The sequence below is a fragment of the Stenotrophomonas sp. YJH_SMC_21 genome, from assembly GCF_059369555.1.
Genome location: NZ_JCAFSU010000024.1, coordinates 11663 through 24996, shown reverse-complemented (window position 1 = coordinate 24996; position 13334 = coordinate 11663). Strand labels below are relative to the sequence as shown.

Annotated in this window: 10 protein-coding genes; all 10 read left to right on the top strand. The window is 68.5% G+C overall.

What is annotated here, in order from left to right:
* Window position 1: 1 nt before the first annotated feature.
* The 10 genes from fliP to AC5P67_RS19600 all read left to right on the top strand — a co-directional run bounded on the left by fliP (window position 2) and on the right by AC5P67_RS19600 (window position 13300).
* Complete coding sequence (fliP, locus tag AC5P67_RS19645; RefSeq protein WP_111173895.1) at window positions 2-781, top strand: flagellar type III secretion system pore protein FliP; 780 nt, start codon at window positions 2-4, stop codon at window positions 779-781.
* An 82-nt stretch (window positions 782-863) separates the two neighbouring features.
* The gene (locus AC5P67_RS19640) at window positions 864-1133 is read left to right on the top strand and encodes a flagellar biosynthetic protein FliQ (protein WP_005413254.1); all 270 of its coding nucleotides are present in this window, start codon (window positions 864-866) and stop codon (window positions 1131-1133) included.
* Window positions 1134-1146: 13 nt separating this feature from the next.
* Window positions 1147-1938 (top strand): flagellar biosynthetic protein FliR, encoded by a 792-nt coding sequence (gene fliR, locus AC5P67_RS19635; protein ID WP_005409539.1) that lies wholly within the window; start codon window positions 1147-1149, stop codon window positions 1936-1938.
* Between the two features lie 164 nt (window positions 1939-2102).
* Window positions 2103-4238 (top strand): putative bifunctional diguanylate cyclase/phosphodiesterase, encoded by a 2136-nt coding sequence (locus tag AC5P67_RS19630; RefSeq protein ID WP_024957807.1) that lies wholly within the window; start codon window positions 2103-2105, stop codon window positions 4236-4238.
* A 116-nt stretch (window positions 4239-4354) separates the two neighbouring features.
* Window positions 4355-6604 carry a CocE/NonD family hydrolase gene (locus tag AC5P67_RS19625; RefSeq protein WP_495215127.1) on the top strand — a complete coding sequence of 750 codons (2250 nt, stop codon included), beginning with the start codon at window positions 4355-4357 and terminating at the stop codon, window positions 6602-6604.
* 84 nt (window positions 6605-6688) lie between these two features.
* Window positions 6689-7819 carry a flagellar biosynthesis protein FlhB gene (flhB, locus tag AC5P67_RS19620; RefSeq protein ID WP_005413251.1) on the top strand — a complete coding sequence of 377 codons (1131 nt, stop codon included), beginning with the start codon at window positions 6689-6691 and terminating at the stop codon, window positions 7817-7819.
* A 44-nt stretch (window positions 7820-7863) separates the two neighbouring features.
* Window positions 7864-9924 (top strand): flagellar biosynthesis protein FlhA, encoded by a 2061-nt coding sequence (gene flhA / locus AC5P67_RS19615; protein WP_495215134.1) that lies wholly within the window; start codon window positions 7864-7866, stop codon window positions 9922-9924.
* A gap of 145 nt (window positions 9925-10069) precedes the next feature.
* Complete coding sequence (gene flhF, locus AC5P67_RS19610) at window positions 10070-11686, top strand: flagellar biosynthesis GTPase FlhF (RefSeq protein WP_062606958.1); 1617 nt, start codon at window positions 10070-10072, stop codon at window positions 11684-11686.
* Window positions 11673-12560: a MinD/ParA family ATP-binding protein gene (locus AC5P67_RS19605; RefSeq protein WP_005409532.1), complete on the top strand. Its 888-nt coding sequence runs from the start codon at window positions 11673-11675 to the stop codon at window positions 12558-12560. Before flhF ends, AC5P67_RS19605 begins: the two co-directional genes overlap by 14 nt.
* Window positions 12557-13300 (top strand): RNA polymerase sigma factor FliA, encoded by a 744-nt coding sequence (locus tag AC5P67_RS19600; RefSeq protein ID WP_005413248.1) that lies wholly within the window; start codon window positions 12557-12559, stop codon window positions 13298-13300. Before AC5P67_RS19605 ends, AC5P67_RS19600 begins: the two co-directional genes overlap by 4 nt.
* The last annotated feature ends 34 nt before the right edge of the window (window positions 13301-13334 follow it).

Here is a 13334-nt window from a genome sequence, read left to right as displayed (position 1 = left end):
CATGCGTGTCGCCCGTACCCGTCCTGCCACCCTGATGCCGTGGCTGCTGATGCTCGCCCTGTGCCTGTTGCCGGCACTGGCCTTCGCTGCACCCGGCGCACCGACCACGCCACTGCCGGACATCAACGTCGGCAAGATCGGAGGTGCGCCGGTCAGCCTGCCGCTGCAGACCCTGCTGCTGATGACGGCGATCACCCTGATCCCGTCGATGTTGCTGGTGCTGACCTCGTTCACCCGCATCATCATCGTGCTGGGCCTGCTGCGCCAGGCGCTGGGTACCGGGCAGACCCCGTCCAACCAGGTGCTGCTGGGCCTGGCCCTGTTCCTCACCGCGATGGTGATGATGCCGACCTGGGACAAGGCCTGGAGCACCGGCATGGCGCCGTACCTCAATGGCGAGATCGACTTCCAGACCGCCTGGACGCTGACCACCACGCCGTTGCGCGGCTTCATGCTGGCGCAGATCCGGGAGACCGACCTGATGACCTTCGCCGGCATCGCCGGGCACGGCACCTACGCCAGCCCCGACGCGATCCCGTTCCCGGTACTGGTCGCATCGTTCGTCACCAGCGAACTGAAGACCGCCTTCGAAATCGGCTTCCTGATCTTCATCCCGTTCGTGATCATCGACCTGGTCGTGGCCAGCGTGCTGATGTCGATGGGCATGATGATGCTGTCGCCGATGCTGGTGTCGGCACCGTTCAAGATCCTGCTGTTCGTGCTGGTGGATGGCTGGGTGCTGACCGTGGGTACGTTGGCGGCGAGCTTCAATCCGGCGTGATTGAGAGGCAGTCGGGCATGGCTCGGCTCTACAGAAGCACAGTCGAGCGCGGCTCGACTCCACACAAGCAGATGGACCCCGAATGTCTCCCGAACTTGCCTTGACCGAACTGCGTGGCGGCCTGATCACCGTGTTGTGGGTGGCCGGCCCGCTGCTGCTCACCGTGCTGGTGGTGGGCGTTGTGGTGGGCGTGGTGCAGGCCGCGACCCAGCTCAACGAACCGACCATCGCCTTCGTTGCCAAGGCGGCGGCACTGACCGCGGTGCTGTTCGCGCTCGGCAGCCTCCTGATCGGCCACCTGGTTGAATTCACCACGCTGCTGTTCCAGCGCATTCCACACCTGATCGGCTAGGACACGCGCCTCGATGGACGCCGCCACCCAGATGGCTGCCGACGGCCTGCAGGCCTTCGGCATGATCGGCACCGTGCTGTGGACCATGCTGCGCATCGGCGCGGTGGCCATGGCCATGCCCATGGTCGGCACCCGCGCGGTGCCGGCACGGATCCGCGTGATCCTGGCCGGTACCCTTGCCATCGCGTTGGCACCGCTGCTGCCGCCGGTTCCGGACTGGACCGGCTTCGATGCTGCCACCGTACTGACCATCGCCCGCGAGCTGGCCATCGGCGTGTCCATCGGCTTCCTGCTGCGGCTGGTGTTCGAGGCCGGCGCGATGGCCGGCGAACTGATCGCCCAGGGCACCGGCCTGGCCTTTGCGCAGATGAGCGACCCGCTTCGTGGCGGCACCTCCGGCGTGATCGGGCAGTGGTTCTACCTGCTGTTCGGCCTGCTGTTCTTCACCGCCAACGGCCATCTGGCGCTGATCTCGCTGGTGGTGGACAGCTACCGGGCGCTGCCGATCGGCGCGCCGCTGCCGGACCCGCACGCCTTCTTCAGCATCGCTCCGACCTTCCTGCTGACCGTGCTGCGCGGCGCACTGACCCTGGCCATTCCACTGACCGTGGCGATGCTGGCGGTGAACCTGGCCTTCGGCGTGCTGGCGCGTGCAGCCCCGGCACTGAATCCGATCCAGCTGGGCCTGCCGGTCTCACTGCTGCTGGGCCTGTTCCTGCTGGCCCTGCTGGCCGGGGAAATGGGCCCGCCGGTACAGCGCCTGTTCGATGCCGCCTTCCAGGCTGCGGACGCGGTCACACACTGACCCGATCATCACGTTTTACTGCTTGCCCTTCCCCCGGGTCTGCGCGCTAGAGTGAATGCGCGGCAACCGGGGGGATGCCGCACGTGGCCGCCGCCCTGCGTCGGCCTGCCTCATGCATGCCCCACCGTGGTTTCCGTCGACAGGCAGGTCCGGGAGACTGACGAATGCTGGTAGGCACGTACAACCCGTGGCTGGTGGCGATCTCGTTGCTGGTTGCCGTGATGGCGTCATACACCGCGCTGGCGATGGCCGGGCGCACGGTCACCGCACCCGGCAAGGGCGCGGCCTGGTGGTGGCGCCTCGGTGGTGGCTTCGCCATGGGCCTGGGCATCTGGTCGATGCACTTCATCGGCATGCTCGCCTTCGACCTGCCCATTCCGCTCGGTTACGACCTGCCGATCACCCTGCTCTCCCTGGCCCTGGCCATCGCCTCATCGGTGTTCGCGCTGTGGCTGGTTTCGCTGCGCACCCTGCCGCACCCACGCCTGGCCGGCGGGGCATTGCTGATGGGTACCGGTATTGCCGGCATGCACTACGTCGGCATGGCGGCGATGCGCATGCAACCCGGCATCGACTATGACCCGGGCTGGCTGCTGTTCTCGCTGATCGTGGCGGTCGCCGCCTCATGGACTGCGTTGTATGTGGCATTCCGCCTGCGCGCGCAGCGCACCCGTGTCGGCGACCGGCTGGCAGCCGCTGGCCTGCTCGGGCTGGCCATCGTTGGCATGCACTACACCGGCATGGCCGCCGCACGCTTTCCGGAAGGCAGCATCTGCGGCGCGGCGGTCGGCGATGGCCTGCAGAACGAGTGGCTGGCGATGCTCGTAGTGGTGCTGACGGTCGCGATCCTCGCGGTGGTGCTGGTGGTGTCCTGGCTGGACCAGCGGGTGGAGGCGCAGCTGCTGCGGCTGCGCAATTCCATGCTGAGCACTTCGTTGACCGATGCGCAGCAGGAACTGACCCAGGCCGCGTTGCATGATCCGCTCACCCGCCTGCCCAACCGCCTGCTGTTGCAGCGCCGCATCGTGCAGGCACTGGCCGAGGCCGAACAGGGCGGCAGCCGCTTCGCGGTGATGTTCATGGACCTGGACGGTTTCAAGCAGGTCAACGACGCCTATGGCCACCAGGCGGGTGACGCACTGCTGGTGGCGGTGGCCGAGCGCACCCGCCAGCTGCTGCGCCCCCATGACATGCTGGCGCGCCTGGGCGGCGATGAGTTCGTGCTGGTGGTGCGCATCGAGCACGATGAGGATCTGCCAACCCTCGCCCGGCGCATCCTGCAGGCGGTCGGCAGTGGGCCGTTGCTGCCGGACAACGAACTGCAGGTAACCGCCAGCATCGGCGTGGCGATCTGCCCCGACCACGCCGCCAGCGAGCGGCAGCTGATGGCCTTTGCCGACGCGGCGATGTACCAGGCCAAGGAATCCGGGCGCAACGCCTTCGTGCTGTTCGCCGACTGGATGAATGACAGCGCCGAACAACAGTTCCGGCTGCTGGCCGACCTGCGCCGCGCCATCGGCAGCGAGCAGCTGTTCCTGCACTACCAGCCCAAGATCCGCGTGGCCACGCAGAAGGTGGCCGGTGCCGAAGCGTTGATCCGCTGGCACCATCCGGAGCATGGCCTGATTCCGCCCGATCGGTTCATCCGCCTGGCCGAGCGCAGCGGCGCGATCAACGAGATCGGGCGCTGGGCGCTGGACCAGGCCTGCCTGCAGCTGCGGCGCTGGCACGATGCCGGTCACGAAGGCTGGTCGATGTCGGTGAACCTGTCGCCGGTGCAGTTCAGTTCGCCGCACCTGCTGCAGGATGTGCGCGCGGTGATCGAACGCCACAACATCGCCCCGCGCCACCTGGTGCTGGAAATCACCGAAAGCACGGTGATGCGCGATACCGACACCAGCCTGCGCCTGCTGCAGGCGCTGTCGGCGCTGGGCGTAGGCATCTCCATCGATGACTTCGGCACCGGCTATTCCAGCCTGCTGTACCTGAAGCGGCTGCCAGCCACCGAGATCAAGATCGACCATGCGTTCGTGCGCGACCTGGAACACAGTGCAGAGGACGTGGTGATCGTCTCGGCGATCGTGGCGCTGGGCCACGCGCTGGACATGGACATCGTCGCCGAGGGCGTGGAGACCGCCGCCCAGCGCGCCTACCTGGAGCGCCTGGGCTGCGACTACCTGCAGGGCTACCTGCTGGGACGGCCGGTCGATGCGGCGCGCTTCATGCAGCTGCACGACCTGCCCCGGCCGCGGGTCGAACTGGCGCAGAGCCCGCCGCCCAGTGACAACGCGCCCCTGTAGCGCCGAGCCTGCGCTCGGCTCCCGCCGGACACGGCCCGGCGCTACCATTGGTTGGCCTTCGGTAGATCCACGCCATGCGTGGATGGGCCGTTCCACCCTCATCCAAGGAAGCGCCCGTGGCCCTACGCACCACTCTTGCTGGCCTGTTGCTGGCCCTTGCTGTTGGCCACGCTGCTGCCGCTGATCTGCCGTGGTCATTGCCAGCCGATGCTTCCCCGGCCCAGGTCGACGCTGCCCTGCAGGCCCTTGGCCAGGGCGTGCTGAAGTCGCCCAGCCTGACCGATGCACAGCGCGGCCACGCGTTGGTGGCGATGGGCCAGACGGCCGAAGCGCGGCGATCGATCCAGCAGGCACGCGCATCGCTTGCAAGCGACGGCGACACCGCGGCGATGCTGCGCTGGCTGCCGATGCTGCTGCTCGTCACCGCCGGCGAGCAGGACGCAGCGGAGTATGCGCGCGCCTTCCACGCCACCTTCGCCGCCCTCGACGACGTTGCCGCGGTGCAGGCCGGTGCCGCACTCTCGGTTGAGCCAGCCCCGGTGCGCGCCCAGCTGGAGCAGGCCGTCGCGGCACAGGCGGGGGCGACGACCATTGCCGAGGCTGTCGCTTTGGAACTGCTGCGTCTGCGGGCAGTACTGCGTGCGCAGACCCTGGCCGCTGCCCTGGCCCCTCCGCTGGTCGCGGCGGAAGAGCAGCGCCGCTTCGCCATAGACGACGCATTGCGCATCCCCGTTGGCGATGGCGTCGTGCTGTCGGCGCAGCTGGCCCGCCCTCGCGCCGCATCGGTGCCCCTGCCTGCGGCCATGCTGTTCACCATCTACACCGATCCACCCAAGAACCGGCAGAAGATGCTGCTGGCCGCCGCGCATGGCTACGCCGGCATCGTGGTCGATGCGCGCGGCAAGGGCCAGGGCAGCGGCACCATCGCCCCCTACGAGCATGACGGCGCGGACGCCAACGCGGCCATCGACTGGATCAGCCGCCAGCCATGGAGCGATGGCCGGGTGGCTATGTATGGCGGCAGCTACGAGGGCTTTACTGCCTGGGCGGCGGCGCGCCATCACCATCCCGCATTGAAGACCATCGTGCCCTACGTTGCCGCCATCCCCGGCCAGGGCCTTCCGATGGAGAACAACGTGTTCCTGAGTGCCAACTACGGTTGGGCGTTCTATGTGGCCAATGGCCCGATGCTGGACAACGACACCTACAACCAGAACGAACGCTGGTCACAGCTGCCCCGCCGCTGGTATGCCTCCGGCCGCCCTTACCGGCAGATCGACCAGATCGACGGCACGCCCAACCCCTGGCTGCAGCGCTGGCTCGATCACCCGACGTACGACGCCTACTGGCAGGCGATGGTCCCCTATGGCGATCAGTTCAACGATATCCGCATCCCGGTGCTGACCATCACCGGCTACTACGACGACGGCCAGATCTCGGCACTGCAGTACTTCAAGGACCACCTGCGGCACCGCCCCGATGCCGATCACTCCCTGCTGATCGGCCCCTATGACCATCGCGGTGCGCAGTCGGCGCTCAAGCCGATGCAGCTGCGTGGATACGACCTGGACGCCGTCGCGCAGTTCGACACGCCCGCACTGACCTTCCAGTGGCTGGACCATGTGCTGCGCGGCGCCCCTCGCCCGGCGCTGGTGCCCGACCGCGTGAACTACCAGCTGATGGGCGCCAATCGCTGGGGGCATGCGGCAACACTGGACGCCGCCGCAGGTGCCCATCGCCGCTACCACCTGTCGGCCGCACCCGCTTCCGCCGATGGCTACCACCGCCTGCAGGAACAGCCGCCAGCGCCGGGCCAGCTGGGGCAGACCGTGGACCTGGGCGACCGCAACGAAATGCGGCATGGCTACTACCCGTTCCCGATCATCGCGGCGCAGGACGAAAGGGATACCGCGCTGTCCTTTGCCACCGATCCCTTTGCCGGTCCGATGGATCTGGTGGGCAGCTTCTCCGGCGACCTGAAGGTACGGATCAACAAGCGCGACTTCGACTTCACCGTCACCGTGTACGAGCTGCTCGCCGATGGACGCCGGATGCAGCTGTCCTATTACATGGGCCGGGCCAGCCACGTGCGTGACCCGAGCACGCGCCAGTTGCTGCAGCCCGGCCAATGGACCCACCTGCCCTTCGATCGCACGCGCATGGTCGCCCGCCGCCTGGCTGCAGGCAGCCGCCTGCTGGTGAAGGTGGATGTGCTGAAGGACGCGATGCACCAGGTGAACCACGGCACCGGGCGCGATGTCAGCGATGAATCGGCCGCCGATGCGGGCGCCCCGCTGCAGGTGGATTGGCACAGCGACAGTGTTCTGACGATTCCCCTGCACCCCACCAGCGACACCCCCCAGTAGAGCCACGCCATGCGTGGATAGGCAACGGCCCATCACGGAACACTTCTTGCACGCACCCCGGCATCCCCTGCCGCAGTGCCTGTGATGTCCGAGAACGAATCCGCCGGCGAAAAGACCGAACAACCTACCGAAAAACGCCTGCGCGACGCCCGTGAACAAGGCAACCTGCCGCGCTCGCGCGAACTCGGCACCGCCGCCGTGTTCGGCGCCGGCGTGCTGGCGGTGATGGCCATGAGCGGCTCGATCGGCCGTGGCGCCAGTGCCTGGATGAAGCAGGCGCTCAGCCCGGAACAGAGCCTGCGACAGAACCCGAAGGAACTGTTCGGCCACTTCGGCGACCTGCTGCTGCAGTTCATGCTGGTGATCGCACCGCTGGTGCTGGTCTGCCTGCTGGCCAGCTTCGTCGCCCCGTTGGTGATGGGCGGCCTGCGCTGGTCGCAGAAGGCGTTGCTGCCCGACATCAACCGCATGAACCCGATGAGCGGGCTCAAGCGCCTGTACGGCCCGGAGGCGATTGCCGAGTTCACCAAATCGCTGCTGCGCGTGGCCTTCGTCGGCGTCGCCGCCGGACTGGTGGTCTGGACCGGCTTCGACACCCTGCGCGGGCTGATCCACCACCCGCTGGAGACCGCCATCACCGATGGCCTGGGCTTCACCCTGCGCCTGCTGCTGGCCACCGCCGGCGCGATGCTGGTGCTGGCCGCCATCGATGCGCCGTACCAGCGCTGGAACTGGATGCGCAAACTGAAGATGACCCGTGAAGAGCTGCGCCGGGAAATGAAGGAGAGCGAGGGCAGCCCCGAGGTGAAGGGCCGCATCCGCCAGCTGCAGCAGCAGATGGCCAACCGTCGGATGATGGAAGCGGTACCCACCGCCGACGTGGTGGTGGTCAACCCGACGCACTACGCGGTGGCCCTGAAGTACGAGGGTGGGACCATGAATGCTCCCACCGTGGTCGCCCTGGGCGTGGACGAAACCGCCCTGCGCATCCGTGAGGTCGCCGACGGCAACAAGGTCGCGATCGTCTCCGCCCCGCCTTTGGCACGCGCCTTGTATCGGGAAGGCCAACTCGGAAAGGAAATCCCCGTGAGACTGTATTCGGCCGTCGCCCAGGTCCTGTCCTACGTCTACCAGCTGCGCGCCTGGCGCACTGGCCCGATGCCGGACGCCCCGCACATCCAGGTGGATGAATTCGGCAAGGGGGGCCGCCCGTGAGCGCCCAGCCCTCCGCCGGCTTCAACACCCGCCGCGCCCTGGAAATGATCCGCCAGGGCCTTGGCGCGCCACTGATCGTGCTGGCCCTGCTGGCCATGGTCGTGGTGCCGCTGGCCGCGCCGGTGCTCGATGCGCTGTTCACCTTCAACATCGCCATCTCGCTGATGGTGCTGCTGGCGGTGGTCTACGTGAAGCGCCCGCTGGACTTCACCATCTTCCCGATCGTGCTGCTGATCACCACCATGCTGCGGCTGGCGCTGAACGTGGCGTCCACTCGCGTGATCCTGCTCAACGGCCAGAACGGCCACGATGCCGCGGGCAAGGTCATCGCCGCCTTCGGCGAATTCGTGATCGGCGGCAACTACGCGGTCGGCATCGTGGTATTCGCGATCCTGACCATCATCAACTTCGTGGTGATCACCAAGGGCGCTGGCCGCGTCTCGGAAGTGACCGCGCGCTTCATCCTGGACGCGATGCCCGGCAAGCAGATGGCGATCGACGCCGACCTCAACGCCGGTTTGCTGACGCGTGAAGAAGCCAAGCTGCGCCGCGAGGAAGTCCGCGAGGAAGCCGACTTCTACGGCGCGATGGACGGCGCCAGCAAGTTCATCCGCGGTGACGCCATCGCCGGCATCCTGATCCTGTTCATCAACATGCTCGGCGGCCTGGCCGTGGGCGTGCTGCAGCATGGCATGCCGTTCGGCGAAGCCGCTGCCACCTACACCCTGCTGTCCATCGGTGACGGCCTGGTGGCGCAGCTGCCGGCCCTGCTGGTCTCCAGCGCGGTGGCGATGCTGGTGACCCGCGCCTCGCGCTCGCAGGACATGGCCCAGGCGATGACCGGCCAGGTGTTCGGCCAGTACCGCGCGCTGGCGATCACCGCCGGCATCATCGGCGTGGTCGGCCTGGTGCCGGGCATGCCCAACGTCGCTTTCCTGACGCTGGCCGCGATCCTCGGCCTCATCGCCTGGAAGGTCTACCGCAAGGGCAAGGCCGCAGCCACCGACCCGGCAGCCGCCGGCAATGACGCGGCCACACTCAACGCACTCGGCCGCCCGGCGGCACCTGCGCCGACCGCCGAACTGAGCTGGGACGAACTGCGCCCGGTCGACCCGCTGGGCCTGGAGGTCGGCTACCGGCTGATCCCGCTGGTGGACAGCAACCAGGGCGGCGAACTGATGGCGCGCATCAAGGGCGTGCGCCGCAAGCTGACCCAGGACGTCGGCTTCCTGATCCCGTCGGTGCATATCCGCGACAACCTGGAACTGCCCGCCAACGGCTACCGCGTGCTGGTGCACGGCGTGCCGGTGGCCACCGCCGAGATCCACCCCGACCGCGAACTGGCGCTGGACCCGGGCAGCGCGCTGGGCACCCTGGAGGGCATTGCCGGCAAGGATCCCGCGTTCGGCCTGGATGCCACCTGGATCCAGCCGCACCAGCGTGCCCAGGCTGAAACGCTGGGCTACACCGTGGTCGACCCGGCCACCGTGGTGGCCACCCACCTCTCGCACCTGATCCGCGAACATGCGCCGGAACTGCTCGGCCACGAGGAAGTGCAGCACCTGCTGGCGAACCTGGCCAAGAGCGCGCCCAAGCTCGTCGAAGATCTGACGCCGAAGGCGCTGCCGCTGTCGGCGGTGGTGCGCGTGCTGCAGAACCTGCTGGTCGAGCGCATCCCGATCCGCCAGCTGCGCAAGATCGCCGAGGCGCTGGTCGAACACGCGCCCAGCAGCCAGGACCCGGCGGTGCTGACCGCTGCCGTGCGCACCGCGCTGGGCCGCTTCATCGTGCAGGAGATCGCCGGAATGTCGGCGGAGCTGCCGGTGTTCACCCTCAACCCGCAATTGGAACGTGTCTTGCAGGAGTCCACGCAGGGCAACGGCGCCGCGCTGGAACCCGGACTCGCAGAGCGACTGCACCAGAGCCTGGCCGAATGTGTCAGCAAGCAGGAAGCGCGAAACGAGCCGGCGGTCGTGCTGGTACCGGGCCCGGTGCGCGCCGCGCTGGCGCGCCTGGTCCGCCACAGCGTTCCGTCGTTGTCGGTCCTGGCCTACAGCGAGGTGCCGGAGGACAAGCGCCTGAAGCTGGTCGGAACGATCAGCTGACGCCGCCCACCGATGCGCCAGAAAACAGACACCACCTTCGAACCAACGCAACAGACAGATACCAAGGGGAACCCGCACCGTGCAGACCACCGACCACCCGAGTTCTCCGACCGCCCCCCCGCCGTCTTCGTCCCGTGACCACAGCATGAAAATCAAACGATTCGTCGCCGCCGACATGCGCTCGGCCATGAACCTGGTGCGCAAGGAACATGGTCCTGACGCCGTGATCCTGTCCAACCGCCGGATCGAGGAAGGCGTCGAGATCGTCGCTGCGGCCAACTACGACGAGAGCGCCGTCCAGCGTGCACTGGAAGCCTCGCGCCGTGATGTCGCACCGCCGCCGGCACCCAAGCCGCGCACCGCCGCCGACGCGGTGATCGCCGCTGTCACCCGCCGCCGCAGCAGCACCCCGGCGCCGGAACCGGTCGCCGCCACCACCTCGGCGGTGGCCGCCCTCGCCCGTGCGGCCGTTGGGGCCACCGGCCGTACCCTGGACAGCGCCGACGAGATCGTGCCGACCCGTGGCAGCACTGGCTTCGCCGCCACCCTGGCGCGCGCCGCCGTCAACGAACCGGCGCTACCCGAACAGAGCTTCGCCCCGTTCGCCGAGGCCATCGTTGCACCGGCCGCTACCGTGCCGGCCAACCGCGCCCGCTTCCAGATCGACCCGCCGCGCGACATGCATCACGAAAGCGTGGCCCCGGCCGTGCAGCCGCCGCCGCTGCCGACCGCTGCCGTGACCGAAGCGCAGCCCGGGATCGCCGCCAGCGAACCGGCAGCGGTCGAAGCCGCCGGCGAAGCCAGCCCGGCCCCCATGCTGGCCCCGGCACCGACGCTGACCGTGGTTGCCCAGGACGACGCCGAGATCCGCCAGCTGCGCCAGGAAGTGGCCGGCATGCGCCAGGTGATCGAGCGCGAGATGAACCGCTTCACCGACGAGCGCCTGCGTGGCAGCCCGGTGCGCGCCACCGCGCTGGACCTGATGGACGAGTACGGTTTCGACGCCGGGCTGGCCCGCGACGTGGCCATGCAGATCCCGCTGGAGACAGAAGCCCATCGTGGCCGCGGCCTGATGCTGGGGCTGATCTCGCGCAAGCTGCCGATCGCCCCGGTCGACCCGCTGGAAGAAGGCGGCGTGATCGCCCTGGTGGGCCCGACCGGCGCCGGCAAGACCACCACCATCGCCAAGCTGGCCTCGCGCTTCGCCGAGAAGCATGCGCCGCGTGACGTCGCCCTGGTGACCACCGACACCACCCGCATCGGCGCCCGCGAGCAGCTGTACGGCTACGGCCGCCAGCTCGGCATCGCGGTGCACGAGGCCAACAGCGGCACCGACCTGGACCAGCTGCTGGAACGCCTGAAGGACTACAAGCTGGTGCTGATCGACACCGCCGGCCTGGGCCCGCGCGACCGCGCGCTGGCCGCGCAGCTGCAGTGGCTGCGCGCCGCCCGCCAGGTACGCACCCTGCTGGTGCTGCCGGCCAACACCAGCTTCGGCGACATGGACGAGGTGGTCCGCCGCTTCGGCGCCGCCAACCTGCAGGGCCTGGTGTTGAGCAAGCTGGACGAGACCGGCCGCTTCGGCAACGCCCTGTCAGTGGCCGTGGACCACGCCCTGCCGATCACCTGGGTGACCGATGGCCAGGATGTTCCGGAGGACCTGCACCGGGCCAGTGCGGCCAATCTCGTACTTCGCCTTGAAGATTTGCGCCGCGCGGCCGATATGCCCTGCAACCCGGAGTTGAACCATGCCGTCGCGTGAGTACGCCAAGCTGACCAAGACCTTCCCGCTGTCGGCCACCCGCAGCGAGCCGCTCGGCCCTGTGCGCACCATTGCCGTCACTGGCGGCAAGGGCGGCGTGGGCAAGACGAATGTGTCCGCCAACCTGGCGGTGGCACTGGCCGGCATGGGCAAGCGCACGCTGCTGCTGGACGCCGACCTGGGCCTGGCCAACATCGACGTGATCCTGGGGCTGAACCCGACCTTCACGCTGGCCGACCTGGTCGCCGGCCGCTGCTCGCTGGACGACGTCATCGTCGAAGGCCCGAACGGCGTGCTGGTGGTGCCGGCCGCGTCCGGCCGCCGGCACATGGCCGAGCTGGCCCCGGCAGAGCACGTCGGCCTGGTCAACGTGTTCTCCGAGCTGGAACGCGAACTGGACATCATGGTGGTGGACACCGCCGCAGGCATCACCGACGGCGTGCTGACCTTCTGCCAGGCCGCGCAGGACACCGTGGTGGTGGTCTGTGACGAGCCGGCCTCGATCACCGACGCCTACGCGCTGATCAAGGTGCTGTCGCGCGAACGCGGCGTGGACCGCATCCAGGTAGTGGCCAACATGGTGCGCGACCCCAACGAGGGCCGCGTGCTGTACGAAAAGCTGACCCGCGTCTGCGAGAAATTCCTCGCCGATGTCTCGCTGAACTACCTGGGCTGCGTGCCGCAGGACGACTGGCTGCGCCTGTCGGTGCAGCGCCAGCAGCCGGTGGTGAAGGCCTACCCGTCCAGCCCGGCCGCGCTGGCGATCACCGAGATCGCGCGTCGCACCGCACGCTGGCAGGCGCCGACCGAACCGCGTGGCGGCGTCGAGTTCTTCCTCGAGCGCATCCTCAAGCAGCGCGGGGTGGCCGCATGAAAGGCGCAGCCCAGTACAGGGAAGTCCAGCGCTCGGCGGCCAACGAGGTCATCGCCCAGCATTCGGACCTGGTGCGGCGCATCGCCCACCACCTGGCCGCGCGGTTGCCGGCCAGCGTTGAAGTGGACGACCTGATCCAGGCCGGCATGATGGGCCTGATAGAAGCGTCGCGCAGCTATGACGCCGACCAGGGCGCCTCGTTCGAGACCTATGCCTCGATCCGCATCCGCGGTTCGATGATCGACGAGATCCGCCGTGGCGACTGGGTGCCGCGCTCCGTGCACCGCCGTGCACGCGATGCCGCCGCCACCATTCGCCGCCTGGAACAGAGCAGCGGCCGCGCCGCCAGCGCCACCGAAGTGGCCGCCGCGATGGAGATGCCGCTGCCCGAATACCTGCGGTTGATGGAAGACGCCGCACGTGGCCAGGTGCTGAGCCTGGAGTCGCGCATCGAGGACCAGGGCGAGCTGGACACCGTCGCCCAGGGCGGCCCGACCCCGCAGCAGGTGCTGGAGCGTGGTGAGTTCGGCCGCGAGCTGGGCAAGGCCATCGGCCACCTGCCCGAGCGCGAACAGCTGGTGCTCTCGCTCTACTACGAGCAGGAACTGAACCTGAAGGAGATCGGCGCGGTGCTCGGCGTGAGCGAGTCGCGCGTCTGCCAGATCCACGGCCAGGCGGTGCTGCGCCTGCGTGGCCGGCTCAAGATTTTCGAGGCGGCGGACGCCGGCCTGGAAGAATGAACATGCCCGAGGCGGCTGCCCCCGGCCGCCCGGA

Coding starts and splice junctions, on each gene's coding strand:
- fliP (WP_111173895.1), top strand. CDS start 2: ATGCGTGTCGCCCGTACCCGTCCTGCCACCCTGATGCCGTGGCTGCTG.
- AC5P67_RS19640 (WP_005413254.1), top strand. CDS start 864: ATGTCTCCCGAACTTGCCTTGACCGAACTGCGTGGCGGCCTGATCACC.
- fliR (WP_005409539.1), top strand. CDS start 1,147: ATGGACGCCGCCACCCAGATGGCTGCCGACGGCCTGCAGGCCTTCGGC.
- AC5P67_RS19630 (WP_024957807.1), top strand. CDS start 2,103: ATGCTGGTAGGCACGTACAACCCGTGGCTGGTGGCGATCTCGTTGCTG.
- flhB (WP_005413251.1), top strand. CDS start 6,689: ATGTCCGAGAACGAATCCGCCGGCGAAAAGACCGAACAACCTACCGAA.
- flhA (WP_495215134.1), top strand. CDS start 7,864: ATGATCCGCCAGGGCCTTGGCGCGCCACTGATCGTGCTGGCCCTGCTG.
- flhF (WP_062606958.1), top strand. CDS start 10,070: ATGAAAATCAAACGATTCGTCGCCGCCGACATGCGCTCGGCCATGAAC.
- AC5P67_RS19605 (WP_005409532.1), top strand. CDS start 11,673: ATGCCGTCGCGTGAGTACGCCAAGCTGACCAAGACCTTCCCGCTGTCG.
- AC5P67_RS19600 (WP_005413248.1), top strand. CDS start 12,557: ATGAAAGGCGCAGCCCAGTACAGGGAAGTCCAGCGCTCGGCGGCCAAC.